Annotated in this window: 20 protein-coding genes; 8 read left to right on the top strand and 12 right to left on the bottom strand. The window is 62.6% G+C overall.

What is annotated here, in order from left to right:
* Window positions 1–535: 535 nt before the first annotated feature.
* Entirely contained in the window at window positions 536–1,159 is a 624-nt protein-coding gene (locus G7048_RS13035) for a phosphonate degradation HD-domain oxygenase (protein WP_166070951.1), read from the top strand.
* A 6-nt stretch (window positions 1,160–1,165) separates the two neighbouring features.
* Window positions 1,166–2,557: an FAD-dependent oxidoreductase gene (locus G7048_RS13030; RefSeq protein WP_166068554.1), complete on the top strand. Its 1,392-nt coding sequence runs from the start codon at window positions 1,166–1,168 to the stop codon at window positions 2,555–2,557.
* Between the two features lie 22 nt (window positions 2,558–2,579).
* On the opposite strand, the gene G7048_RS13025 is transcribed toward G7048_RS13030, so the two are convergent.
* Window positions 2,580–3,074, bottom strand: a complete 495-nt coding sequence (locus tag G7048_RS13025) for a MarR family winged helix-turn-helix transcriptional regulator (RefSeq protein ID WP_166068553.1) — start codon at window positions 3,072–3,074, stop codon at window positions 2,580–2,582.
* A 184-nt stretch (window positions 3,075–3,258) separates the two neighbouring features.
* On the opposite strand from G7048_RS13025, the gene recA reads away from it, so the two are divergent.
* Window positions 3,259–4,353, top strand: coding sequence for a recombinase RecA (gene recA / locus G7048_RS13020; protein WP_166068552.1), 1,095 nt, complete (start codon window positions 3,259–3,261; stop codon window positions 4,351–4,353).
* Window positions 4,354–4,712: 359 nt separating this feature from the next.
* Window positions 4,713–5,195 (top strand): recombination regulator RecX, encoded by a 483-nt coding sequence (gene recX, locus G7048_RS13015; RefSeq protein WP_166068551.1) that lies wholly within the window; start codon window positions 4,713–4,715, stop codon window positions 5,193–5,195.
* 16 nt (window positions 5,196–5,211) lie between these two features.
* Here the strand turns inward: recX and G7048_RS13010 are convergent, their stop codons facing one another.
* The 7 genes from G7048_RS13010 to G7048_RS12980 form a co-directional block, all read right to left on the bottom strand.
* Window positions 5,212–5,556 (bottom strand): hypothetical protein, encoded by a 345-nt coding sequence (locus tag G7048_RS13010; RefSeq protein WP_240932971.1) that lies wholly within the window; start codon window positions 5,554–5,556, stop codon window positions 5,212–5,214.
* A 356-nt stretch (window positions 5,557–5,912) separates the two neighbouring features.
* A complete protein-coding gene (locus G7048_RS13005; RefSeq protein WP_166068548.1) occupies window positions 5,913–8,474 on the bottom strand; it encodes a DUF1631 family protein in 2,562 nt (853 codons plus the stop codon).
* Between the two features lie 143 nt (window positions 8,475–8,617).
* The gene (gene secF, locus G7048_RS13000; protein ID WP_166068547.1) at window positions 8,618–9,574 is read right to left on the bottom strand and encodes a protein translocase subunit SecF; all 957 of its coding nucleotides are present in this window, start codon (window positions 9,572–9,574) and stop codon (window positions 8,618–8,620) included.
* Between the two features lie 14 nt (window positions 9,575–9,588).
* Entirely contained in the window at window positions 9,589–11,511 is a 1,923-nt protein-coding gene (gene secD, locus G7048_RS12995) for a protein translocase subunit SecD (RefSeq protein ID WP_166068546.1), read from the bottom strand.
* A gap of 125 nt (window positions 11,512–11,636) precedes the next feature.
* Complete coding sequence (gene yajC / locus G7048_RS12990) at window positions 11,637–11,966, bottom strand: preprotein translocase subunit YajC (RefSeq protein WP_166068545.1); 330 nt, start codon at window positions 11,964–11,966, stop codon at window positions 11,637–11,639.
* Between the two features lie 117 nt (window positions 11,967–12,083).
* A complete protein-coding gene (locus G7048_RS12985; RefSeq protein WP_166068544.1) occupies window positions 12,084–12,374 on the bottom strand; it encodes a hypothetical protein in 291 nt (96 codons plus the stop codon).
* A 345-nt stretch (window positions 12,375–12,719) separates the two neighbouring features.
* Window positions 12,720–16,349: an indolepyruvate ferredoxin oxidoreductase family protein gene (locus G7048_RS12980; RefSeq protein ID WP_166068543.1), complete on the bottom strand. Its 3,630-nt coding sequence runs from the start codon at window positions 16,347–16,349 to the stop codon at window positions 12,720–12,722.
* 175 nt (window positions 16,350–16,524) lie between these two features.
* Between G7048_RS12980 and G7048_RS12975 the strand changes: the two genes are divergently transcribed.
* On the top strand, window positions 16,525–17,007 hold the full coding sequence (locus G7048_RS12975; RefSeq protein ID WP_166068542.1) for an Lrp/AsnC family transcriptional regulator: 483 nt from the start codon (window positions 16,525–16,527) through the stop codon (window positions 17,005–17,007).
* Window positions 17,008–17,112: 105 nt separating this feature from the next.
* Window positions 17,113–18,819 carry an MFS transporter gene (locus G7048_RS12970; protein WP_166068541.1) on the top strand — a complete coding sequence of 569 codons (1,707 nt, stop codon included), beginning with the start codon at window positions 17,113–17,115 and terminating at the stop codon, window positions 18,817–18,819.
* A gap of 27 nt (window positions 18,820–18,846) precedes the next feature.
* Here G7048_RS12970 and G7048_RS12965 read toward each other — a convergent pair whose 3' ends face one another.
* Window positions 18,847–19,392: a hypothetical protein gene (locus G7048_RS12965; protein WP_166068540.1), complete on the bottom strand. Its 546-nt coding sequence runs from the start codon at window positions 19,390–19,392 to the stop codon at window positions 18,847–18,849.
* Between the two features lie 43 nt (window positions 19,393–19,435).
* On the bottom strand, window positions 19,436–20,647 hold the full coding sequence (locus G7048_RS12960) for a murein transglycosylase A (protein ID WP_240933323.1): 1,212 nt from the start codon (window positions 20,645–20,647) through the stop codon (window positions 19,436–19,438).
* Here G7048_RS12960 and G7048_RS28465 point away from each other — a divergent pair.
* A complete protein-coding gene (locus G7048_RS28465) occupies window positions 20,580–20,720 on the top strand; it encodes a hypothetical protein (RefSeq protein ID WP_240932970.1) in 141 nt (46 codons plus the stop codon). The two genes, G7048_RS12960 and G7048_RS28465, sit on opposite strands and share 68 nt — an antisense overlap.
* Window positions 20,721–21,000: 280 nt before the next feature.
* Window positions 21,001–21,645 (top strand): OmpA family protein, encoded by a 645-nt coding sequence (locus G7048_RS12955; protein ID WP_166068538.1) that lies wholly within the window; start codon window positions 21,001–21,003, stop codon window positions 21,643–21,645.
* A gap of 649 nt (window positions 21,646–22,294) precedes the next feature.
* Here the strand turns inward: G7048_RS12955 and G7048_RS12950 are convergent.
* The gene (locus G7048_RS12950; RefSeq protein WP_166068537.1) at window positions 22,295–22,924 is read right to left on the bottom strand and encodes a response regulator transcription factor; all 630 of its coding nucleotides are present in this window, start codon (window positions 22,922–22,924) and stop codon (window positions 22,295–22,297) included.
* Complete coding sequence (locus G7048_RS12945) at window positions 22,924–25,053, bottom strand: nitrogen regulation protein NR(II) (protein ID WP_371747533.1); 2,130 nt, start codon at window positions 25,051–25,053, stop codon at window positions 22,924–22,926. The genes G7048_RS12950 and G7048_RS12945 overlap by 1 nt, the downstream gene beginning before the upstream one ends.
* Between the last annotated feature and the right edge of the window lie 48 nt (window positions 25,054–25,101).

The following is a 25,101-nucleotide window of genomic DNA, read 5'->3' as shown; positions in this document are numbered from 1 at the left end:
TGTTTTGAGGGTGGGTGCCGGGTCTCGCCCCGGCGGGCGAGTAACTTTTCGCTGGCGCGCGAAAAGTCACCAAAAGCGCGCTTGAATTCGGGGTCACACGATAGAACTCACTTTGCGCCGAAGGCGCTCCGTTCGGGCAACTATCGTGAGTCAGACCAAAAGCTGGGGAGGGCGCTGCTGCACTCTGCGGTGCAGCAGCGGAAGCACCAGCATCGCGACGAAAAATATGGGTTTGTACACAAGTACCAAATTCTTCACAGCGCTTGCGCACAAACATCTCGCGACGTCGCGAGATGGGCGGCACGAGCGAAGCAATGTGCCGTGACATCCTCTTCTGAAAAATCTAGCTTGCGGCAAGCTGTTTGAACGGAGCGCTTTCGGCGCGCAGTGAGTTTTGCCGCAGGTATTGAAAGCGCGTTTTTGGTGACTTTTTGCGCGCAAGCAAAAAGTTACTGCCCTGCCGGGGGCAGTCCCGGCTTCCGTAAGAAAACCTCGTAGCAAACGCCAAAAAGAGAAGGAGAAAAAAGTGAGCCTGATGACCATCCCGGACATCGTAAAAATACTGGAATCCAAGGGCCACGCCCAATACGACGGCGAGCCCGTAACGCAGCTACAACACGCCCTCCAATCCGCCCACCTCGCAGAGCAGCAAGGCGCAGACAGCGCCCTCATCTCAGCAGCCCTGCTGCACGATCTAGGCCACCTGCTGCACGACATGAGGGGCTCGCCAACGACAGAAGGTGTGGACGATCTCCACCAATACCTTTGCATCCCCTTCCTGCGCCCGCTGTTCAGCGAAGCTACCCTCGCGCCAATAAGAATGCACGTGGACGCCAAGCGCTACTTGTGCAGAAAAGAAAAGGGCTACCTCGAATCGCTCTCGGCCGATTCAGCCCGAAGCCTGCAACTGCAAGGTGGCGTGTTCACCGAAGAGCAAGCCAACGCTTTCGCCGCACAGCCCTTCGCACTGGATGCGGTGGAGCTGCGCCGCTGGGACGATCTCGCCAAGGATGGTGATGGCGTTACGCCCGACCTCGCGCACTTCACGCGCCACATGGAAAAAGCGGCCCTGATGCATCAACTGCACCGAGCCGAAACCACAGCGACAACAGCGACAACAGCGACAACAGCAACAACAGCAACAACAGCCACGGAGTAATCCACCATGCGCCCTTTCTGGATCGAGCAAGCCTTGTTTCATGATGGGGCGCTCGCCCCGGCACTGCAAGGCGACACCACAGCCGATGTGTGCATCGTCGGCGGCGGCTTCACCGGGTTGTGGACCGCCATTCAAAGCAAGCAGAAAAATCCGCAGCTCGACATCGTCATCATCGAAAGCGATCTCTGCGGCGCGGGCGCGAGCGGTCGCAACGGCGGCTGTCTGCTTACCTGGTCCACCAAGTTCTTCACGCTCAAACGGCTGTTCGGCGAAGACGAAGCCGTGCGGCTGGTGCGCGCGTCGGAAGACACGGTGAACCACATCGAGCGTTTTGTGCGCGAGCATCGCATCGATGCCGAATTCCGCCGCGATGGCACGCTGTTCACCTCCACCTCCAAAGCCCAGATCGGCACACTCGATCCGGTGATCGCGGCACTCGAAGAACGCGGCATCAACTCGTATCGCGAACTGCCGCCCGAAGAGGTCGCACGCCGCTCCGGCTCCGCCAAAAATCTCGCAGGCGTGTTCTCGCCGGAGGCCGCCACCGTGCATCCCGGCAAGCTCGTGCGCGGGCTTCGCAAGGTGGCGATGGAGATGGACATCCGCATCCACGAACGCAGTCCGATGATCGAGCTGAACGAAGGCCAGCCCGCCATCGTGCGCACACCCTGCGGCAGCGTCACGGCCAAGAAAGTGGTGCTCGCGATGAACGCCTGGATGGCGAGCGCCTATGCGCAGTTCGAGCGCACCATCGCCATCGTGTCAAGCGACATGATCATCACCGAACGCTGTCCCGAACTGCTGCGCGCCACCGGTCTGGTCGATGGCGTTTCGGTGCTCGACTCGCGCACTTTTGTCTACTACTACCGCACCTCGATGGACGGCCGCATCATGCTCGGCAAAGGTGGCAACACCTTCGCGCGCGGCGGCAAGATCGCGCCCATCTTCGACGAGCGCTCGCCCTACGAAGCCGAACTCACCGACGCGCTGCACGGCTTCTTTCCGTCGCTCAAAGACGTGCCCATCACCGCCAGCTGGAACGGTCCCTCCGACCGCTCCGTCACCGGCTTCCCGTTCTTCGGTCGATTGAACAACGCGCCGCACATTTACTACGGCTTCGGCTATTCCGGCAACGGCGTCGGCCCCACCTACATGGGCGGGCAACTGCTGTCATCGCTAGTCCTGGACGAAGACAACGCCTGGAGCCGCAGCCCGCTCACCCAGGGCCCGCTCGGGCAATTCCCGCCCGAGCCATTCCGCTACGCCGGCTCCATCGTTGTGCGCAACGCCATCCGCCGCAAAGAACGCGCCGAAGACGAAGACCGCCAACCCTGGATGATCGACCGCATGCTGAGCAAGCTGGCGAATGCGGCAGGGAAGGCGGACAAGGCGGCGTGAAGACGAAGCGCCAACGTCCGTCTCAATCCGCGCCCGCGTAGGCCTCCAAACCCAACGCCACCACCGTCGCGATGTCGTCCCCCACGGCTTCGCGGAACTCTGCTTCGGCCTGCGCCACCGCCGTCTCGAAGGCCTTGAGCCAAGCCAGCCCGGTCTCGGTGAATCGCACGATGCGCGCGCGGGCGTCGTGCGGATCGGGCGTCTTGGTGACCAGCCCCCACGCCTCGCATTGATCGACCAGGCTGGCCATGGCCTGCTTGGTCATGCCCGCCGATTGCGCCAGGTCGGTCAGCCGATCGCCTGTGAGCGAGAGGTGGCGCGTGATGTGGATGTGCGCGGCGCTCACCTGCTCTCGCGCGGCGAGGTTGGACAGCGCCAGCGGCACCTCCACGTCGTGCGCCATGAGCTGGTAGACGCGCTCGTCGAAACGGCGCATGGCGTGGCCGAGCAGGCGGCCCAGGTGGGTTTCGCGCCAGGCATCGGAAGGCGGCGTGACGGGGTGCAGCAATTCGGTCATGGGGCGGGGTTGGTGGCTTTTGGGGGTCTTGCGATATTGTCAGGCAAACTGACCAAAAAATGCTTTGACAGAAAAGTATCCCCACATAAACTACTGTTCAAGCACACAGGACTGTAATTAAAAACAGTCACCCACTCAATTCAAACGGAAGAGCGCAATGGCAACGAGCAAGAGGACCCAAACCATGGACACCACTGTGAAGAGCACCGCAGGCACTGTTGACAACAGCGAAAAGGCCAAGGCCCTGCAGGCCGCGCTGGCCCAGATCGAAAAGCAATTCGGCAAGGGCACGATCATGCGCCTTGGCGAAGGCGACAAGTTCGATGACATCCAGGTCGTGTCCACCGGCTCGCTGGGTCTTGATGTGGCGCTCGGCGTGGGCGGTCTGCCACGTGGCCGCGTGATCGAAATCTACGGTCCTGAGTCTTCCGGCAAGACCACGCTCACGCTGCAAGTGATCGCCGAGATGCAAAAGCAAGGCGGCACCTGCGCGTTCATCGATGCGGAACATGCGCTGGACACGTCCTACGCCCAGAAGCTCGGCGTGAACCTGAACGACATCCTGATCAGCCAGCCCGACACCGGCGAGCAGGCACTTGAAATCGTCGACTCGCTGGTGCGTTCCGGCGCGGTGGATCTGATCGTCATCGACTCGGTCGCCGCGCTCACACCCAAGGCCGAAATCGAAGGCGAAATGGGCGACGCCCTGCCCGGCCTGCAAGCCCGTCTGATGAGCCAGGCCCTGCGCAAGCTCACCGCCACCATCAAGAAGACCAACTGCATGGTCATCTTCATCAACCAGATCCGCATGAAGATCGGTGTGATGTTCGGCTCGCCCGAAACCACCACCGGCGGCAATGCGCTGAAGTTCTACGCCTCCGTGCGTCTGGACATCCGCCGCACCGGCACCATCAAGAAGGGCGACGAAGCCATCGGCAACGAAACCAAGGTGAAGGTTGTGAAGAACAAGGTCTCGCCTCCGTTCAAGACGGCGGAGTTCGACATCCTGTTCGGCGAAGGCATCTCGCGCGAAGGCGAAATCATCGACATGGGCGTGAACGCGCGCATCGTCGAAAAGAGCGGCGCATGGTATGCCTACAACGGCGAAAAGATCGGCCAGGGCCGCGACAACTCGCGTGAATTCCTGCGCGAAAACCGCGACCTCGCCATCGAGATCGAGAACAAGGTGCGCGAATCGCTGGGCATTCCACTGCTGGGTGTGACCAGCGTGGCAGCGGCTCCCGGAGCAGCCTCCGACGACGAGATCGTCGAAGAGTAAACACACAAACGGACAAGCCAGGCGGCCCGACCGTCGGGCGTTTCTGGTGACTTTTTCTTTGCAATTGTCGAATCATTTTCGACTTGATGGGCCGCTCGGTCAGCGCAGCTGACTGCGGCTCTTTTTTGCGTGAAAAACGACGCGCGTATCGCAGCCCGGTTTTCAAGCGGCGACCGCAGCAGCATTCTGAGCACATGAATCAAACACCCCAATGGCGAGACGGGCCCTCAGGCTAGGCGTGGAGCCGCAGACAGTACTTCGGTACGGCAAGGCTTCGACAACGACGCATGAGGGCCTGTATCGCCATCTCAAAACGACCAACGAACCTTCGAAGCCAAAGGCTTCGTAAATCCGCAGACATGGGATTCGCCAAACTCTCACTCAAAGGCCGCGCGCTCAAACTGCTTGCCCAGCGCGAACATTCGCGCAGCGAGCTGGAGTCCAAGCTCGCGCGCCATGTGGAAGAAGGCGACGATCTCGCAGCCATCCTCGACGAGCTGGAGTCCAAGGACTTCATCAACTCCGAACGCGTCGCCGCCTCCGTCGTGCACCGCCGCGCCTCGCGCATGGGCACGCAGCGCGTGGTTCAGGAACTGCGCAGCAAAGGCCTCGACGATGCGCTGATCAAGTCGACGGCGGCAGAGCTGCAATCCACCGAACTGGAGCGCGCGCTGCAAGTCTGGAAAAGCAAATTCGGCAGCCGCGAACCAGCGAATACGCCACAGGAAAAAGCCAAGCAGATGCGCTTTCTGGCAGCACGCGGCTTCAGCGGCGATGTGGTGCGCAAGGTGCTCAAGAGCGCGGCGGAAATCGAAGATGGCGAAGGCAGTTGCTTCGAGTGAGTGAGCCACACCGACGTCACTTGCCCATCTCGTAGATCGCCGCCACCACGCTGAGCACCACCAGCAAGGATCCAAACACGACGACGATCCAGTTCCAGACACTCAGCGTCTCGTTGCGATCGAACAAGCCATTGGCGCACATCTGCTCATTCAACCGATTCGCACAAGCCTGCACCGGCAGCAGAAACACAAAACTGAAAATGCTCAGCAGCCCCCACAGATCGGGCAGGATATCCAGCACATTCGCCGCGATGTAGCCCAGTGTGAACAGCCCCGCTTGCAAGCGCGAGCGGCCATTGGCGAGCATGTCCCGCACGCGCACGCGGCGAAACAGCGGATAGCAGAAGAAGAAAAACAGCAAGGTGCGCCGCGCAGACGAAAAGTCCCGCCCCTCGTTCCACACCCGCACATGCCGCCAATGAGCATAAAACCAATAAAGGTGGTACAGCCCCATTGTGCAGAAGCTCAGAACGGCCAGCTTGCGAAGCGAAACAGCGAAAAACGGCGGCAGCATCAAAGGTTCCCCAAACTGTGGGCCAACGAAGCGTAGCGAGAGCCACGATCCACCACCACAATGCCAAGACAGCCCTTCAGGCTAGGCGTCGAAGCCGCAGACAGTATGTTCATACGGCAAGGCTTCGCAACAACGCATGAAGGGCTGTATTGGCACCTCCAAACGATTCACCCATCGAAGCCGCCAGGCTTCGCAAAGCAAAACTAGCCGAGAAGTCTTTCCGGATTCGCGTTGAGTTTGACGAGGGCATCTCGGGTGGCTCGCATGGTGAGTGCTTCCTCTTCTTGCGCCACCAACAGACCGGACTGCAAATACGCCCCCAGCCTGCGCAACTGGATCAGATAACTCGTCCCATCCATCGCCACGAACAGGTGCAACTGCTTGCGCTGGCTGTGCCAGGCGTACTGCACCTGCGCGGACGATCCGTTGTGGTCCATCGTGAACCAGCTGCCCAGTGCCATCTGCTGCGCCCAACGCACCACTTCGTCGCGCACGGGCGTGCCGTTGTCGGCGACCACATGGATGGACGACGCATCGATGCCGAGCAGCATTTCCACGTTCTCGGACGACAGCTCGAAGTCGCCCGCATCCGCATCGCCGATCACGTCTTCCAGATTGGCCAGACGCTTGATCATCGCGTCGATGTGCTCGCGCGGAATCGTCGCGGTCTTGGACAAAAAGGCGTCGGCCAGCGTGTCGGTCAGCACCTTGATCAGCGCATCCTGCGGCTCGCCGGTCACGCCCGAAAGCCCCAAGCCATGGCGCAGGTTCTGCAGCAGGGTCGGCAGGTTCTGGATCACCTGCGCGCGCTCGGAGCGATGCGGCTTGGCGCTGGCGGCCCAGACCAGATCGGCGGCCGTGCGTTTCAAGGCAATGGTTTCGTCATGCTGCGGGCCGTTGCGCACGGCGGCCACGGCCAGCACCTCGGCCCAGTTCTTGAACAGGAACTCGCGGATCTCGTCGCGCACCTGCATGTCCTTGAGCATGTCGCGCAGCTCGATCGTGTACTGCACGGCCAGCGTCTCGCGCTGCTCGACCTGCTGTGCCACGCCCACGATCTTCTGCGCGCCCCGGCTCTCAGCCAGCGACTTGGCGATGAAGCGCTCGAACTCCTCGAACACCAACTGGAACACGCGGCTGCCGGTTTCGGGATACTGCTCGATCACCTGCACGATGCGGCGCACCTCGGATTCGAGCGCGGTGCCGTTGATCGACGACGCATCGAAACCCAGCACGCAGGAGCCCATGCGGTCGATGAGCTGACGGGCCGGATGCGTCACGTTGTTGAAGAAGTCGGGCTCGGCCAGCGCCACGCGCAGCACCGGCACCTGCAGGCGGGCAAACCACACGCGGATCGACGGCGGCAGACGGTCCTCGTTCAGAATGCTCTGGAACATCAGCGCCACCACCTCGATGATGGCTTTTTCGCTGGCGGACGAGGCTTTTTTCTTGAACTCGGCCGCGCGCTCACGCACCGCCCCCATGACCTGATGGACCACCTGCGGCGTGTAGTCCTGCGCATGCGTCAGCGCGGCCATGCCGCCCGGCACGGTCAGCAGGCGGGTATCGGCCGGAATGCCCTGGTAGTCGGTCATGGCCTGTACCAGCGCCGCCGATGCGGGCGAAGCCTTGACCATGTCGTAATTCATCGCGGGCTGGGTCAGCAGATTGCGCAACTGCACCATCACCGCCGCGGCCCGCTGACGGGCGCGCTGCAGCGGCGCAAGAAACGGCGATGCCGCCATCTGCGCGGCCATCTGCGCATTCACCTGCGCGTTCATCTGCATCTGGGCGTTGATCTGCGCGGCGAGCTGCGGCGTCATCTGCGGCATGCCCTGTGGCGGTGCCATGCCCGTGCCCGCCCAAGCCTGCTGGTGGGGATGCTGCATCGGGAAACCCGCGCCCTGCGGCATGGCGAATCCGCTCGGATAACCACCCATCCCGGCCATTCCACCCATCCCCATGGCGGTCTGCTGCGGCATGCCCGCAAAGCCGCTGCCGGGGTTGCCCATGGGCATCTGCCCGCTGTCGTATCCGCTGTTGGGCACGCCGGGCACACCGCCCGCACCTGCTGCACCACCGCCGTGTCCCGCCGTTCGCTTGACGCGAGAGCGCAGGTCCGATGGGCTGGCAGCGCTCACACCACGTTCTTCGTAGAACTTGTTGAGCGCCTTGTATTCTTTTTCGAGCAGCCCTGCGAGTTCGGTCTGCAGCGGGTCGAGCATCAATTGCAGGTCGGCGCGCGACATGCCGCTGTCGATCCACTGGTCGACCACGTTCAGGCAGATCGTCTCGGGCCGGAAAAGATCGTCGTTGCCCAGTTCACGCCCGAGCAAGCGCTGGGTGCGTGTCTTGACGGTCTCGAATTGGCTGCCCGCCTGCTCGCTCACGGTGAGGGCAATGCGCGAGGCGAGAATCTTGTTTTCCACCACATCGTCGCTGAGCAGTTCCAGACCGCCATCGAGCGAGAGTTCCTTGGGGGCGGTGGTCGCGAAAGCGGGGGTGGCCTGAGTGTTGGCAGCCGTGTCGGTCCAGAGCTTCTTGAGCCGCTGCAACCAGTCGCGCTCATGTCCGCTGTAGGACATCCACGACTCCCGGTTGGACTGCATTTCCCGGGCAGTGGCCGTCTGGTTGGCCAGATTGGAGGTGAACTCCTGCAGCTTGGCGCTCAGTGCCGGCAATCCGCCGATCAATCCCTCGGCAAAGCGTTGGCGGCCATAGTGGGCCAAACGCTGATCGGTGGGGGAAGACGGCGGATATTCCATAGGTACTTGATTATGTGCGGCGAAGGCCTATGGGTCTATCCCCACCGCATGGCCGGGGGCCCAGTTCGCTGCTTGTCTCCCCTGATTTTGTATCAAGAATTGACAACGCAGCGACAAGGCGCCCCAAACTGTTGGTCTTTTGCTTATACGGTCGCCCCGGCGTTCGGATCGTTGGGGTCCAGATCCTTGCGCGAAGGTGCCTTCACCAGATCTTCGCGCTTGACGCCCAGCCACATGGCAATGGCCGCAGCAACGAACACTGAAGAGTAAATACCAAACAGAATACCAATAGTCAGTGCCAACGCAAAGTAGTGCAGGCTCGGACCGCCGAAGAAGAACATCGACAGCACCATCGCTTCGGTCGAAGCGTGGGTGATGATGGTACGGCTCATGGTCGAGGTGATGGCGTGGTCGATCACCTCATGCGTGTTGAGCTTGCGGAACTTGCGGAAAGCCTCGCGGATCCGGTCGAAGATAACGACGGATTCGTTGACCGAGTAACCCAGCACCGCCAGCACACCGGCCAGCACCGAGAGCGAAAACTCCCACTGGAAGAACGCGAAGAAGCCCAGAATGATCACCACGTCGTGCAAGTTGGCGATCACTGCGGCCACGCCGAACTTCCATTCGAAGCGGAACGCCAGATAGATCACGATCCCCAGCACCACCATGCCCAGCGCCATCAGGCCGCCGTGCACCAGTTCCTCACCCACCTGCGGTCCGACGAACTCGGTGCGGCGCAGCGTCACTTCAGGATCGGCGGCCTTGAGGGCGGCCATCACCTGATCGCTCTGCTGCGCGGAGGTCACGCCCTTTTGCACAGGCAGGCGGATCATCACGTCACGCGAGCCACCGAAGTTCTGCACTGTCACGTCCTGCGCGAAACCGGCACCGGCCACCGTGTCGCGGACCTTGCCGATGTCGGCGGTCTGCTTGTAGGCCACTTCCATGACCGTGCCGCCCGTGAACTCCACCGACAGGTGCAGCCCGCGCGTGACCAGGAAGAACACGGCCAGCGCAAAGGTGATGAATGAAATCGCGTTGAGAACCAACGCATATTTCATGAACGGAATATCTTTTTTGATCCGGAAAAACTCCATGGTCTTCCCCTTTCTTATTGTTCGCTGTCGCCAGCTTCGGCAACGGCGCGGCCCGAGGCCACGGAGCGATGGCCCGTATCACCTTCCGGCTTCCAGACCTGACCGATGGAGACGCTCTTGAGCTTCTTGCGGCGGCCATACCAGAGGTTCACCAGACCGCGCGAGAAGAGCACCGCCGAGAACATGCTGGTCAAGATGCCGATGCAGTGCACCACGGCAAAGCCGCGCACCGGGCCGGAACCGAAGGCCAGCAGCGCCAGACCGGCAATCAGCGTGGTGACGTTGGAGTCCAGAATCGTCGCCCAGGCGTGCTGGTAACCGGCAGAAATCGCCTGCTGCGGAGCCACGCCCGCACGCAGTTCTTCCCGGATACGTTCATTGATCAGCACGTTCGAGTCGATGGCCACACCGATCGCGAGCGCCATGGCGGCAATGCCCGGCAGCGTCAGAGTCGCCTGCAGCATGGACAGAATCGCCAGCAGCAGCAGCACGTTCACGCCCAGCGCAATCGTCGAGATCACGCCGAAGATCATGTAGTAGAAGCACATGAACACGGCGATCGCCACCATGCCCCAGACCACGCTGTGGATACCGCGCTTGATGTTGTCTTCACCCAGGCTTGGGCCGATGGTGTATTCCTCGATGATTTCCATTGGCGCGGCCAGCGAACCGGCGCGCAGCAGCAGCGAGGTGTCGTTGGCTTCCTGCGTCGTCATGCGACCGGAAATCTGCACGCGACCACCGCCAATTTCAGTGCGGATCACCGGAGCCGTCACGACCTCACCCTTGCCCTTTTCGAACAGGATGATGGCCATGCGCTTGCCCACATTTTCAGCAGTCACCTGCTTGAAGATGCTCGCGCCCTTGGAGTCCAGCGTGAGGTTCACGGTGGGTTCCTGGGTCTGGCTGTCGAAGCCGGGTTGTGCGTCGTTCAGGTTTTCGCCTGTCAGGATCACCTGCTTCTTGACGATCACCGGAATCTGGTTGCGGTCCAGATAGCGTTCGCTGCCGAACGGCACCGCGCCCTGACCCATTTCAGCCGAACGCGCTTCGGAGCTTTCGTCCACCAGACGCACTTCCAGCGTGGCAGTACGGCCCAGAATGTCCTTGGCCTTGGCGGTGTCCTGCACGCCGGGCAATTGCACGATGATGCGGTCCAGACCCTGCTGCTGGATCACCGGCTCGGCCACGCCGAGTTCGTTGATACGGTTGTGCAGGGTGGTGATGTTCTGCTTGAGCGCCTGCTCCTGCACCTTGCGCAGGGCTTCGGGCTTGATCGTGGCGCGCAGCGTGAAACCTTCGCTGTCGGAGCTGCTGGTGGCGGCCAGATCGGGGAAGCTGTCGGTGATGAGATTGCGCACGGCCGTGAGCGTGGCGTCGTCGCGCACCTTCACTTCGACCGCGTCGCCATTGCGGCTGATACCGCCATGGCGAATCTTCTTGTCGCGCATGGTCGAGCGCAGGTCACCCGCGTACGACTCCACCTTCTTGGTGATGGCCGCAGCCATGTCCACCTGCAGCATGAAGTGCACACCACCGCGCAAGTCCAGACCCAGATACATCGGACGTGCGTGCAGCGCGGTCAGCCATGCGGGCGAGCGCGAGAGCATGTTCTGCGCCACGATGAAAGTCGGATCGCTCGTGTCGGGGATCAGCGCCTTTTCGATGACCGTCTTGGCCTTGGCCTGGTTGTCCACCGAATCGAAGCGGGCGAACACCGAGTTGCCCTCCTGCACGACGGAGTCCGGCTGCATGCCGCCAGCCTTCAGCGCATCTTCCACGCGCTGACGCACTCCGTTGTCCACCTTCACCGTCGCCTTGAGGGACGACACCTGTACTGCGGGAGCTTCGCCGAAGAAGTTCGGCAGGGTGTACAGCACCCCCAACAGCAACACGATCACCATGATCGCGTACTTCCAGACCGGATATCGGTTCATGATCGCGCTCTTCACTATCACAAAGAGTGACGGGCCGGCAGCTCAAACCATATGCTCAAGCCTGCTGCACGGTCCATCGATGGCGGACATGCACCACGCATGTCCGCAGGAGACATGCCTGTCGATTACTTCAGCGTGCCCTTGGGCAGCACTTGGGCCACGGCGCTGCGCTGGATCTGCACTTCCACGCCTTCGGCCACTTCCAGGTGCACGAAACCTTCACCCATACGCGACACCTTGCCCAGCAGACCACCGGAGGTGACGATTTCATCGCCCTTGGCCAGCGCGTCGATCATGGCGCGATGCTCTTTCTGGCGCTTCATTTGCGGACGGATCATGATGAAGTACAGCACCACGAACATCAGCACCAGCGGCAACATGCCGGTGAGCGAGCCCATCAGGCCGCCTTCAGCGGCGGCAGGAGCAGTCTGGGCAAAGGCAGAAGAAATAAACACTTGAAGACTCCACTTCTATCAGTATGGATGGTCGAATAGGAACGCCCGGCTTTCGCCAGAACAACAGGACATTGTATTCGGGCGCTCTTGCGGTGGGGCGGCAAAGCCCGATTCGGGTTAGGGCATGAAATGGGAGCTGAGTTGCCCTTTGCAATGCTCAAAGGGGTTTAAAAGCTGTTTTTCTTTTGTTTTCTTTGGATTTATGCTATCTATTTTGTAGCTGTTTATTGGTTTTGGTTGCTGTTGTTGGTTGGAGGGCGGGTGCCGGGTCTCGCCCCGGCGGGCGAGTAACTTTTCGCTGGCGCGCGAAAAGTCACCAAAAGCGCGCTTGAATTCGGGGGCACGCGGCAGAACTCGCTTCGCGCTGCGCGCTCCGCTCGGGCAACCGCCGCGAGTCAGAGTTTTCATAAGAGGTGCGTCACGGCACTTCGCTTTGCTCGTGCTGCATCTCGCGTCTGCGCGAGATGCCTGGGCGCAAGCGCTGTGAAGAATTTGATGTGAGATTCGACTCGACGCGCGCGACAACCAAGATCATTCCGTCGCGATGCTCGCGCCTCCGCTGCTGCATCGCAGAATGCAGCAGCGCCCTCCCCAGCTTTTGGTCTGACTCACGATAGTTGCCCGAGCGGAGCGACGCAGTCGCGCAGCGAGTTCTATCGTGGGTATTCAAAAGCGATTTTTGGTGACTTTTTGGCGCAGCAAAAAGTTACTGCCCAGCCGGGGGCAGTCCCGGCCAGCAGCAACCAAAAAGAATCAAGCAGTCTCGCGAACCCGCGCCTCGGCAGGCGCCCCGCGCCACTGCGCAAGCAGCCCTTGCCACTTGACCCGAGCCGCATGCAGATGCCGCTCCTTCACATGCCCATATCCGCGAATGTCTTCGGGGATGCGGGCGATGTCCACGGCCAGCGACAGGTTGCGGGCATTGAGGCTCTTCAGGATTTCCTCGATGCTCGCGCGGTACTCGACGATCAGGGCGCGTTCCATCTTGCGCTCTTCGGTCTTGCCGAACGGGTCGAGCGCCGTGCCGCGCAGGCCCTTCAAACCGGCGAGCACGCCGAAGGCCTTGCGCATCCAGGGGCCGTAGCTCTTCTTGATGAGTTCGCCCTTTTCGTTCTTCTTGGCCGTGGCTGGCGGCGCGAGGTGGTGAACGATCTTGTAGTCGCCTTCGAACATGTTTTCGATCTTCGAGACGAATGCCTGGTCGGTGTGCAGACGCGCCACTTCGTACTCGTCCTTGTAGGCCATCAGCTTGAACAGGTAGCGTGCGACGGCTTCGGACAGCTTGGTGCTGGGGCCGAGCTTGGCTTCGGACTGGCGCACCTTTTCAACGAAGTCGCTGTACTGCTTGGCGTAGGCGGCGTTCTGGTATCCGGTGAGGAATTCGACGCGCTTGTGCACCATTTCGGTCAGGCTGGGCTTCTTCACGAATTCGATCACCTGTGCGGCCTGGAACAGGGCTTGCACTTCGGACAATTTGTACGCGCAGCGACGGCCCCATTCAAACGCGGCCTTGTTGTTGTCGATCTGCACGCCGTTGAGTTCGATGGCGCGCATCAGCGAGGCGTGGCTCAGGGGCACGCGGCCCTTTTGCCAGGCGTAGCCGAGCATCAGCGGGTTGGTGTAGATGCTGTCGCCCAGCAGTTGCGCGGCGACTTGTTCGGCGTCGAACACCCCCACCAGTTCGTTGCCGACGGCATCGGCAATCGCGGCTTCGCAGCTTTCCTTGGGGAACTGCCAGTTCGGGTTGCCCACGAAGGCGGCCGATGGCGTGCCGCTGGTGTTCAGCGCGACGAAGGTGCGGCCCGGCTGCATCACCGAGAGCGTGGACTTGTTGGCGGCGACGATGGGGTCGCAGCCGATCACGAGGTCGGCCTTGGCCGTGTCCACCTTGGTGGTGAAGATGGCCTCGGGACGATTGGCGATCTGGATGTGGCTCCAGGTCGATCCACCCTTTTGCGCCAAGCCTGCGGCGTCTTGCGTGATCACGCCCTTGCCTTCCAGGTGCGCGGCCATGCCGAGCAGCGAGCCGATGGTGATCACGCCCGTGCCACCCACGCCCGCCACGACGATGCCCCAAGCGCTTTCGGCCACGGGCAGAACGGGTTCGGGGATCGGCAGCAGCGCGGTGAGGTCGCCCTTCTTTTCCTTTTTGGCCTTCTTGAGTTCGCCACCTTCGATGGTCACGAAGCTCGGGCAGAAGCCGTTCACGCAGGAGTAGTCCTTGTTGCAGGAGTTCTGGTTGATGCGGCGCTTGCGACCGAAGTCGGTTTCCACGGGCTCGACCGACAGGCAGTTCGACTTGGTCGAGCAGTCGCCGCAGCCTTCGCAGACCAGCTCGTTGATGAGCACGGTCTTGGATGGCGTGGCCATCTTGCCGCGCTTGCGGCGACGGCGCTTTTCGGTCGCGCAGGTCTGGTCGTAGATGATCGCGGTCGCGCCCTTGATCTCGCGGAACTCGCGCTGGATGCGGTCGAGTTCATCGCGGTGGAACACCTCGATGCCGGGCGGCAGATCGTTGATCAGTTCGGCGTGCTTGGCGCGTGCGCCGGTCGGATCGACATGATGCGCGCGGCCGTGGTACTTCTCCGGCTCGTCGGTCACCACCACCAGCTTGACGATGCCTTCGGCACGCAGGCTGTGCGCGATCTGCGCGACCGAGTGGCCTTCGGGGCGTTCGCCCACTTGCTGGCCGCCGGTCATCGCCACGGCGTCGTTGTACAGAATCTTGTAGGTGATGTTGGCACCCGAGGCAATGCTCTGGCGGATCGCCATCAGGCCGCTGTGGAAGTACGTGCCGTCGCCCAGATTGGCGAACACATGGTTTTCCTTGGTGAACGGTGCCTGGCCGACCCACGTCACGCCTTCGCCGCCCATCTGCGTGAAGGTGCTGGTGTTGCGGTCGGGCATCCACGTCGTCATGTAGTGGCAGCCAATGCCGGCCACGGCGCGCGAGCCATCGGGCACGCGGGTGCTGGTGTTGTGCGGGCAGCCGCTGCAGAACCATGGCACGCGGTCGCCGGTCTGCTGCTTGGGTTCGGTCAGCGCGCGTTCGCGGGCTTCGATGACGGCGATGCGCTCGTCCATGCGGCGCGCGATGTCGGCGGACACGCCCAGCTTCTTCAGGCGCTTGGCAATCGCCTTGGCGATGATCGCGGGCGTAAGGTCGGCCTTGGGGCGCAGCAGCCAGTTCTGGCTGGGGTTGGGCATGCTCCATTCGCCGCCCGAGTTGTCGCCTTCGATCTCGTCGAACTTGCCGAGCACGTTGGGGCGCACGTCGGCGCGCCAGTTGTAGAGCTCTTCCTTGAGCTGGTACTCGATGACCTGGCGCTTTTCCTCGACGACCAGAATTTCCTGCAGGCCCTGCGCGAAGTCGCGGGTGATGGTCGCTTCGAGCGGCCACACCACGTTCACCTTGTGCAGACGAATGCCGAGTTGGTGGCAGGTCTCGTCATCGATGCCCAGATCGGCCAGCGCCTGGCGCGTGTCGTTGAACGCCTTGCCGCTGGCGATGATGCCGAAGCGGTCGTTCTGGCCTTCGATGACGTTGTAGTTCAGCTTGTTGGCACGCACATAGGCCAGCGCGGCGTACCACTTGTAGTCCATCAGGCGCGCTTCCTGCTCCAGCGGCGCGTCGGGCCAGCGGATGTGCAGGCCGCCCGGCGGCATCTGGAAGTCTTCGGGCAGGATGATCTTCACGCGGTCGGGATCGACCGAGATGCTGGACGACGATTCCACCACTTCCTGAATCGTCTTCACGCCCGACCACAGGCCCGAGAAACGGCTCATCGCAAACGCGTGCAAGCCCATGTCGAGAATGTCCTGCACGCTGCTCGGGAAGAACACCGGCAGACCGCAGGCCTTGAAGATGTGATCGCTCTGGTGCGCGGCGGTGGAGCTCTTGCTGATGTGGTCGTCGCCCGCAATCGCGATCACGCCGCCATGCTTGGAGGTGCCCGCCATGTTGGCGTGCTTGAACACATCGGAGCAGCGGTCCACGCCCGGACCCTTGCCGTACCAGATGCCGAACACGCCGTCGAACTTCTTCGTGTCGGGATAGAGATCGAGCTGCTGCGTGCCCCAGACCGCCGTCGCGCCCAGTTCCTCGTTCACGCCGGGCTGGAAGACGATATTGTTCTCGGCCAGATGCTTCTTGGCGCTCCACAGTGACTGGTCATACGTGCCCAGAGGCGAGCCGCGATAACCGCTGATGAAGCCCGCTGTGTTCAGACCTTGCTGAGCATCGCGCTGACGCTGCAGCATGGGCAGGCGCACGAGGGCTTGAACGCCGCTCATGAAGGCTCTGCCCTTGTCGAGCGTGTATTTGTCTTCCAGGGATACCGTCTCTAGCGCGCGGCGAACTGATTCGGGCAGCGGGGCGTTCATGGCCTTGTCTCCATCGTGTGTGTGGGGTACCGCCTTTTGAGCGGCGTCAATTTTTCGAGCATTTGGTCAATTGCCCGTATCCGCGCAGTGTATGCGCGCAGCCTTGATATGTGTTTGCTTTTTTTGCTGTGTTTACCCCAATGCGCGAAAGATCCTTTCCAAAAACAATCTCGGAATGGAAAGTTTGGACAAATTCGATCTCTTGATCCTCTCGGAGCTGCAAACCAACGCGCGTCTGACCAATGCGGAACTCGCCCAGCGCGTCGGTCTGTCGGCCGCGCCCTGCTGGCGGCGGGTACGTGCGCTGGAGGAAGCGGGCTTCATTCTTGGTTACCACGCGGCGCTGGATCGCCACAAGATTGGCCTCGGCGTGCTGGCCTTCGTGCGGCTGGACGCGCTGCGCAACACCGGCGACCTGACCCGGTCCATGGAAGAGGCCATCGCCAAGATTCCCGAGGTCGTCGCCTGTCACTACATCAGCGGCAGCGGCACCTTTGAATTGCAGGTGGTCGCCAAGGATCTGGACAGCTTCTCGCAATTCGCGCGCAATGTGCTGCTCAATCTGCCCAATGTGAAGGACATGCACACCAGCTTTTCATTGGGCGAAGTGAAGACCGCAGGCGCCCTGCCGCTGGCGCATCTGCCGGGCGCGCGCTGAGCGCAGGGGCTGGCGAGCGGCTTTTTTCGGTTTTTCCGAATTGCGGAAAATCAATTGGCGTGCAAACTCGGATTCAGATAAATACAAAGTGACAATCCAGACGACATGCCGCCACAGCTTCCCCACGACACCGCGCCCACTCCTGACGACGATCAGTCCACCTCGAACAAGAACAGCGAGCAGGCCGATCAGGCCGAAGCCGCTGCCGCCGCCGAACTGAAGCGCGGCGCGGCCGAGCGGGCTGCGCAGTCGCCGTTCGCACCGCTGTCCGTGCCCGTGTTCCGCATGCTCTGGGCCACCTGGATCGTCGCCAACACCTGCATGTGGATGAACGACGTGGCGACCGCGTGGCTGATGACCACGCTGACCACCTCGCCCGTGCTGGTGGCGCTGGTGCAGACGGCATCGACCGCGCCCGTGTTCCTGCTGGGCCTGCCCAGCGGGGCGCTCGCGGACATTCTGGATCGCCGCAAATATTTCATGATCACCCAGTTCTGGGTGGCCGGTGTGGCCGCCGTGCTGTGCGTTGCCGTCATGAGCGGCGGGATGACGGCGCACCTGCTGCTGGCGCTCACGTTCGCCAACGGCATTGGGCTGGCCATGCGCTGGCCGGTGTTCGCCGCCATCGTGCCGGAGCTGGTCAGCCGTCAGCAACTGCCTGCGGCACTCGCGCTCAACGGCGTGGCGATGAATGCCTCGCGCATCATTGGCCCGCTGGTGGCCGGAGCCGTCATCGCCAGTGCCGGCAGCCACTGGGTGTTCGTGCTCAACGCCGTGCTGTCGCTGATTGCCGGTTTCACCATCATGCGCTGGCGCCGCGTGCACCCGGACAACCCACTGGGCCGCGAGCGCCTGACCAGCGCCATGCGCGTGGGTGTGACCTTCGTGCGCGAGTCCGTCGCCATGCGCGCCGTGCTCTGGCGCATCTCGATCTTCTTCTTCCACGCCACAGCCCTGATGGCCCTGCTGCCGCTGGTCGCACGCGAACTCGAAGCAGGCGGCGCGGGCACCTTCACGCTGCTGCTCGCCTCGATGGGCGCGGGTGCCATCGGCTCGGCCATGTTCCTGCCGCGCTTGCGGCAACTGATGACGCTCGACCAACTGGTGCGCTACGGCACGGTGGCGCAGGCCGTCGCCACCGCCGTGGTCGCGTTTGCGCCCAATGTCTACATCGCCGTGCCCGCCATGGTGCTGGCCGGTGCCGCGTGGATCACGACGGCCAACTCGCTGACCGTCGCCGCCCAGCTCGTGCTGCCCAACTGGGTGCGCGCGCGCGGCATGTCGATCTACCAGATGTGCATCATGGGCGCGACCGCCGCCGGTGCCGCGCTCTGGGGACAGGTGGCGTCGATGTTCAGCGTGCACATCAGCCTGGCCATCGCCGCTGTCTCGGGCGTGGTCATCATGTTCCTGGTCCTGCGCGTGGTGCGCAACCGCCAGCCCGAGGAAGACCTGAGCCCCGCGCGCACGCTGATCCGCCCGAACGCCAGCACCACGCCCGAGGCGGGTCTGCATCTGGTGGTGACCATCGAATACTTCATCGACCCGGCCCGCGCCCAGGAATTCCGCGCCGTCATGCGCGAAAGCCGCCGCACGCGCCTGCAGCAAGGCGCGCTGCACTGGGAACTGGAACACGACATCGCCGACCCACGCCGTTATGTGGAGCGGATTCTGGACGAGTCATGGGTGGAGCATCTGCGCCGCTTTGATCGCTCGACCAATGCGGACATGGCACTGCGCGACCGCCGCCTAGCGTTTCACGTCGGCGAGAACCCGCCGGTGGTCACGCGGTATGTGGTGGAGATCGAATAGGCGAACAGGCGAGCGCGAGGCAATCAATCAGCCCAGCAACTTGGCCGCCACCCGGTCCACTTCCTGCATGCTGATTTCCTGATCCTCGAAAAACGCCGCCATCGTCGACACGATGGCGCGCGCAAGATCCGGTTGCCATGCAAATTCGCGCTCGGCAAACAACAGCAGATCCTCAAGAGGCTCGGCAAGCAATGGCTGGCCCTCGTCCTGATGCTCGCACAGGTACTGCGTGATCCGCTTCCGACCACGCTGCTCATCCCCAGCCAGAAATTCGCAGAACAGTCCGTCGAAAACCCACTGGTAATAATCCGGGCGCAGCTCACCCGTTTCGTCGAAGCAGTCTTCGCCCAATCCCAGCAGATGCATCTCGCGCTGTATGCGCGCGGGGTTTTCCACATAGGCCACCGAATGCCTGGCAAGCAGGCTGCGCGCAAATTCGATGGGTTTGAATTTGAGTTTCGCGACATCGGGCGAAGACAACAACGCCCGCAGCGACACCGTGTTCTCCCGCAGCCAGCGATGGAGACGCTGCTCGTTCCTGCCTTCGAGAACGCTCTGGAGATAGCTCAGCACTTGCTCCTTGTCGCTCACTGGCATGACGAGCAGCCCTGAATTTTCAACGCGGCCACAGCGCCCACAGGCGCAGGTTCTGCTTCAAACGACCGGCGACTTCGCCGGCTTCATGTCCCCAGCCGGTGAAATAGTCGGCGCGCACGGGGCCGAGGATCGCGCTGCCGGTGTCCTGCGCGAGCACGAGGCGCGAGAGTTGCACGGTCGGGCCGGTCGAGGTGAGCCAGACAGGCGTGCCGTAGGGGATGCTGGCGCGGTCCACGGCGATGGAGCGGCCGGGGGTGAGCGGAACGCCTTGCGCGCCGCGCGGGCCGAAGGCGGCGTCGAGGGGGCTCAGTTGCTCTTCCTTGAAGAACACATAACGCGGGTTGGCCCAGAGCAGTTCGTTCACGCGCTGCGGGTTCTGCACGGTCCATGCGGTGATGCCGGGCCAAGTCGCATCGCGCACGAGGCCCTGATCGAGCAGCCATTTGCCGATGCTCTTGTACGGCTGATCGTTGGTGCCGGCGAAGGCCAGACGCGTCACGCGCACCGTGCCGTCTGCATCCTGCACGCGGATGCGACCCGAGCCCTGAATGTGCAGCACCATGGCTTCGACGGGATCACGCACCCAGGCGAGCACCTTGCCTTGCAAGGCGGCCTGCGCGGCAGGCAGCGTGTCGATCTGCTGGCGGGTGTACCAAGGTTTGCGCACGCCGAGGTCTGCGGGCGGCGCATACAGCGGCACGTTGAAGCCGTTACCGGGCGTGCGCGATGCGTCGAGAAACGGCTCGTAGTAGCCGGTGAGCATGCCGTCGACCTTGCCGTCGTTGCCTTCCACGCGATAGGGGCGCAGCTTGTTCATCATCCAGTTGCGCTGCTCTTCGCCATTGGCGATCGACAGGCGGCGCACGTCGGCGCAGAGCGGAGCAAAGGCCGGAGCGGGCTTTTCGCAACTGCGCAGCCAGGCGTTCCAGGCCTCGAAAAGAGAATCGTCGGAGAAGCCCGGCAGATCATTCCATTCCACAGGCACCCAGCGGCTCTTGGCTTGATTGAGCGTGCCCGGCACCGGGTGGTATTCCGGCACGGTGGAGGAAGACGTCGGGGGCAGATCGGTCGAAGGAGCAGTGGTCTGTGGGGGCTTGGTCGAACAGGCCGCGAGCGTTCCTACAATCAGCGTCGTTGCAACCAGGCGCAGGAGTCGAAAATTCATGGTGTTGATTTTGATTGAAGCACTGTTGGCGCTGCTCATCTTGGTCGTCATTGTCTGGTGGACAATGTTCTCGGGCCGCAAGAAGGGAGAACCGCCAAGCGCCAGTGTCGCACCGGAGCGCAAGGATAGCGCCGACTGAGGGCTTTTGCATCCCGGCCATCGCATCGGATGCGCCAGGGGTTTGACACAGTTTTGCACTTCTCCCATTCGCAGGCAGCCCTCCTCGGAGGATGCGCGGATGCGTCCTACAGACCTTGTAACGACGGCTTGCTACTCTGCCCTTTCGGGTTCGTGGAGTCCGCCACCACGGGCCTGTGTGTTCAATGCAATGACCCATCTTCATTTACTTGTTGATGCAAAACAGTCCGCCAGTCGCAGCAAGCGACCCGCGGGCACCAAGAATTTCAGGAGTTATCACCATGCGTAAAACCCTTCTCGTTGGAAGCCTCGCCGCCGTCATGCTGGCCACCGGCTGCGCGAACATGAGCGACACCCAACGCCGCACGGCCACCGGCGCCGGCGTAGGCGCACTTGGCGGCGCAGCCGTCGGCGCGATGACAGGCGGCCACGCAGGCACGGGCGCTGTGATCGGCGCGGGCGTGGGCGCTCTGGGCACCTACCTCTGGTCGCAGCACATGGAACGCCAGAAGCAGGAAATGCAAGCCGCCACCCAAGGCACCGGCGTGGTCGTGACGCAGACGGCCGACAACCAACTCAAGCTGGACATCCCGAGCGACATCTCGTTCGCCACCAACCGCTCCGACATCCAGGGCAACTTCCAGCCCATCCTCGACAAATTCGCCGAAGGCCTGCGCAACAACCCAGAAACGGAAGTGCGCATCGTCGGCCACACCGACTCGACCGGCACGGACGCCATCAACAACCCCTTGTCGCTCGACCGCGCCACCAGCACCCGCAACTACCTCACCTCGCACGGCGTGAACGGCTCTCGCATCCAGGTCGAAGGCCGTGGCGAACGGGAACCGATTGCGACCAACGACACCAACGAAGGCCGTGCCAAGAACCGCCGCGTTGAGATCTACGTGGGGCAGCGTCAGGGGTAATCTGAGGCGACGTCCCCTTTGACCCTTCTTTGCCGGAGGGCTCAGCAAAGATTGCTGGGGAGGTGTTTTTCTGTTTTGTGAAGAGCGCGGGCCTTGTTTGCGGGGTTCGCGCTTTTTGTTTTTTGTGAGATTTTTGAGGGCGGAGGCCGGGTCTCGCCCCGGCGGGCGAGTAACTTTTCGCTAGCGCGCGAAAAGTCACCAAAAGCGCGCTTTTGAATACCCACGATAGAACTCACTGCGCGCCAAAGGCGCTCCGTTCGGGCAACTATCGTGAGTCAGATTTTTCATAAGAGGTATGTCACGGCACTTCGCGTTGCTCGTGCTGCATCTCGCGTCTGCGCGAGATGCCTGGGCATAAGCGCTGTGACGAATTTGATGTGAGATTCGACTCGACCCGCGCGACAACCAAGATCATTCCGTCGCGATGCTCGCGCCTACGCTGCTGCACCGCAGAGTGCAGCAGCGCCCTCCCCAGCTTTTGGTCTGACTCACGATAGTTGCCCGAACGGCGCGCCTACGGCGCAAAGTGAGTTCTATCGTGGGTATTCAAAAGCGCGCTTTTGGTGACTTTTTGGCGCAAGCAAAAAGTTACTCGCCCGCCGGGGCGAACACCCGGCCTCCGCCCTCAACCAAGAGGCAAAGAAAAAAATCACGCGTTATCGCGCAACAAATTTGCCAGTTCCACAGCCGACTTCACCTGCATCTTGTCAAACAGCCGCGCCCGATGCACCTCCACAGTCCGCACACTGATATCCAACTGATCCGCAATCAGCTTGTTGGGCAGCCCTTCGACAACCAGCCGCATGACATCCCGCTCCCGGTCGGTCAGTTCACCGAGCCGATCTTTCACCTGATGCTTGGCCTTGGACGCCTCCAGATAGGCCGCCGACTGCTCCAGCGCCGCTTCAATCCGGTTGACCAGTTGGTTGTCCGAAAACGGCTTCTCGCAGAAGTCGAAAGCACCGCGCTTGACGGTGGCAACGGCCGTGGGCACATCCGCGTGGCCGGTCAGAAAGATCACCGGCATGGCGGCCACGTCGCCGCGCTCGATCATGCGGTCGAACAGGGCGAGGCCACTCATGCCGGGCATGCGCACATCCAGCAGCAGGCAGCAGGGCTGGCGTTGCGGCAGGCGTTCGCTGAGCATCAGTTCGAAGGATTCGGCGCTGTCGTAGGCTTCGCTCGGCACACGGCGCGAGCGCAGCAACCAGGCGAGTGCCTCGCGCACTTCGGCGTCGTCATCGACGATGTAAACGGTGGCGTTGGAGACGGGTTCCATCAGGCGGCTTCTGGTTGAAATGCAGGGAGAGTGAAAGTGAATACCGTACCACGAGGCTCGCGGGCGGCGTGTCCGAGAAAACCTCCGTGCTGCTCGACCACGGTGCGGCACAGGCTCAGGCCAAGGCCCATGCCCTCGGCGCGCGTGGTGTAGAACGGGGTGAACAGGCGTGCTGCCACATCATCGGCGATGCCTGCGCCCATGTCGCTGACCGAGAATTCCAGCCACTTGTTCTGCGCATTCGATGCCGCGCGGCGCACGCGGATTTCAAGCACGCGCGGCTGGATGTCGGGATGGTCCATGGACTGCATGCCATTGCGCGCGAGGTTGAGCAGCACCTGCTCGACCATGGTGCGGTCGCAGTAGATCTCGGGCAATTCAGGCTCGATGATGATCTGGATGTGCACGCGCAGCTTGTGCGCCTGCAGGCGGATCAGCGGCAGCACGGCGTCGACGAGGTCCTGCGCCGAGACGTCCTCGCGCGACTGGTCGCGGCGGCGGACAAAGTCGTGCACGCTCTTGATCACCTTGCCCGCGCGCTCGGCCTGCTGCGCAATGCGCTGGATGCCCACGCGCACATCGGCCAGATTCTCCGAAGGTGGGCTGGCCGTGGGCGCTTCGGTCTGCAGCAGATTGAGCGAGCCGGAGGCGTAGCTGGAAATGGCGGCGAGCGGCTGATTCAGTTCGTGGCTCAGCAACGACGCCATCTCGCCGACCGTGGCCAGACGCGCCGTGGCCTGCAGGCGCTCCTGCGAGGCGCGCGAGATTTCCTCGACGCGGCGCTGCTCGCTCACGTCGAGGAACGAGCCCATCCAGCCGGTGTGCAGGCCCTGCGCGTTGATCAGCGGAGCCTCGTAGATCATCACCGGAAAGCGCGTGCCGTCCTTGCGCATGAAGATCGATTCATAGCCCTCGCGCGGCGGAATGTGCTGGCCCGACATGCGCACCGTCTGACGCGCGCTGTACTCCCCCGCCAGTTCCGGTGGCCAGTAAGGCAACGGGTTGGTGTGGCCGATCAACTCGTCGGCGGTGAAGCCCACCATCTCGCAGAACGCGGGGTTCACATAGGTGATGCGGCCATCGAGATCGCGTGCGCGCAGGCCCGTGACCTGCGAGTCCTCCATGGCCTTGCGAAACGCCAGCGCCTCGCCCAGATCGCGCTCGGCGCGCAGGCGACGGCGGTTGTCGCGCACCAGCACGATCAGCACCGACACCAGCGCAATCGACATGGCCGTGACCAGCGCGGTGAGCACGTTGGGAAACACACTGGGCGCGGCATGCCAGCTGTCGAGCCGCAGAATCAGCGTGGTGCCCGGCAGGTCGAACAACTGCTGCGCGGTGAACATGCGCGTGCCGCGCCGCATCGCGCCGACCACGGCCAGGCGCGTGCCGTCGGCCTCGGTGAACGACACCTCCTGGCCGCGCTGCAGACTGGGCGCGACCAGATCGACCAGCACGGTCTGCAGCGAGTAGGTGGCGATCAGAAAACCGGTGACGCGGCCATCGTCCATCAGCGGCAGGCACAGCTCCATCATCTCCGAGCCCATGCCGTTGGGCAGCGGCTGGAAGTAGCTGCTCGAATACGAAGGTCCGCCCACGCGCCGCGCGTTGGTGCACGAGAGGTTCATGTCGGAATGGATGCTGTTGCTGCCGTCCGCCGGGTCCCAGTTCATCGGGCGAAACGGCGACTCAGCATGCGCGCGCACCTTGAGCTGCGCGTCGCGCCATTCGAGGCGCACCAGTTCGCGCCGCGCGTTGAGCAGCTCGCTCGCGCGGTTTTCCCAGTTGGCCAGATCGGGCTCGCCCATCTGCAGCGACTGCATGTTCTGCACGTTGTGCGCAAACGCGATGCGGATATCCGAGACCGCGTCGGCCGCATCGCGCTCCACACGCGACTGCACCTGACTGGCCTCGTAGCGACCGGCCAGCCACACCAGCGTGATCAGCATGCTGGCAACCAGCACCACCAGCAGCGTCCACAGCGACCAGCGACGCCATGCGCTGTGCCAGCGGTGCAGTTGCCATTGCGGCAACGCATCGTCGCCAGCCAAGGCCGCAGAGGCCGTGGCCGAAGCGACAGCATCCGCCGACGATGGCATCGACCCGGGGGCCTGCGTCACGTTTTCCATTCCATCCCAATTTCCTGACGCCGCCTGCCTTCCGTGCGTGGCATGCAG

Source organism: Diaphorobacter sp. HDW4B, assembly GCF_011305535.1.
Taxonomy (GTDB): domain Bacteria; phylum Pseudomonadota; class Gammaproteobacteria; order Burkholderiales; family Burkholderiaceae_C; genus Diaphorobacter_A.
The sequence above is the reverse complement of the archived record's forward strand: the minus strand, read 5'-3'. Positions and strand labels throughout refer to the sequence as shown.

Excerpts from the sequence above, each read along its gene's own strand:
- G7048_RS13035 (WP_166070951.1), top strand. The coding sequence starts at position 536 with ATGACCATCCCGGACATCGTAAAAATACTGGAATCCAAGGGCCACGCC.
- G7048_RS13030 (WP_166068554.1), top strand. The coding sequence starts at position 1,166 with ATGCGCCCTTTCTGGATCGAGCAAGCCTTGTTTCATGATGGGGCGCTC.
- G7048_RS13025 (WP_166068553.1), bottom strand. The coding sequence starts at position 3,074 with ATGACCGAATTGCTGCACCCCGTCACGCCGCCTTCCGATGCCTGGCGC.
- recA (WP_166068552.1), top strand. The coding sequence starts at position 3,259 with ATGGACACCACTGTGAAGAGCACCGCAGGCACTGTTGACAACAGCGAA.
- recX (WP_166068551.1), top strand. The coding sequence starts at position 4,713 with ATGGGATTCGCCAAACTCTCACTCAAAGGCCGCGCGCTCAAACTGCTT.
- G7048_RS13005 (WP_166068548.1), bottom strand. The coding sequence starts at position 8,474 with ATGGAATATCCGCCGTCTTCCCCCACCGATCAGCGTTTGGCCCACTAT.
- secF (WP_166068547.1), bottom strand. The coding sequence starts at position 9,574 with ATGGAGTTTTTCCGGATCAAAAAAGATATTCCGTTCATGAAATATGCG.
- secD (WP_166068546.1), bottom strand. The coding sequence starts at position 11,511 with ATGAACCGATATCCGGTCTGGAAGTACGCGATCATGGTGATCGTGTTG.
- G7048_RS12985 (WP_166068544.1), bottom strand. The coding sequence starts at position 12,374 with ATGAAAACTCTGACTCGCGGCGGTTGCCCGAGCGGAGCGCGCAGCGCG.
- G7048_RS12980 (WP_166068543.1), bottom strand. The coding sequence starts at position 16,349 with ATGAACGCCCCGCTGCCCGAATCAGTTCGCCGCGCGCTAGAGACGGTA.
- G7048_RS12975 (WP_166068542.1), top strand. The coding sequence starts at position 16,525 with ATGGAAAGTTTGGACAAATTCGATCTCTTGATCCTCTCGGAGCTGCAA.
- G7048_RS12970 (WP_166068541.1), top strand. The coding sequence starts at position 17,113 with ATGCCGCCACAGCTTCCCCACGACACCGCGCCCACTCCTGACGACGAT.
- G7048_RS28465 (WP_240932970.1), top strand. The coding sequence starts at position 20,580 with ATGGTGTTGATTTTGATTGAAGCACTGTTGGCGCTGCTCATCTTGGTC.
- G7048_RS12955 (WP_166068538.1), top strand. The coding sequence starts at position 21,001 with ATGCGTAAAACCCTTCTCGTTGGAAGCCTCGCCGCCGTCATGCTGGCC.
- G7048_RS12950 (WP_166068537.1), bottom strand. The coding sequence starts at position 22,924 with ATGGAACCCGTCTCCAACGCCACCGTTTACATCGTCGATGACGACGCC.
- G7048_RS12945 (WP_371747533.1), bottom strand. The coding sequence starts at position 25,053 with ATGGAAAACGTGACGCAGGCCCCCGGGTCGATGCCATCGTCGGCGGAT.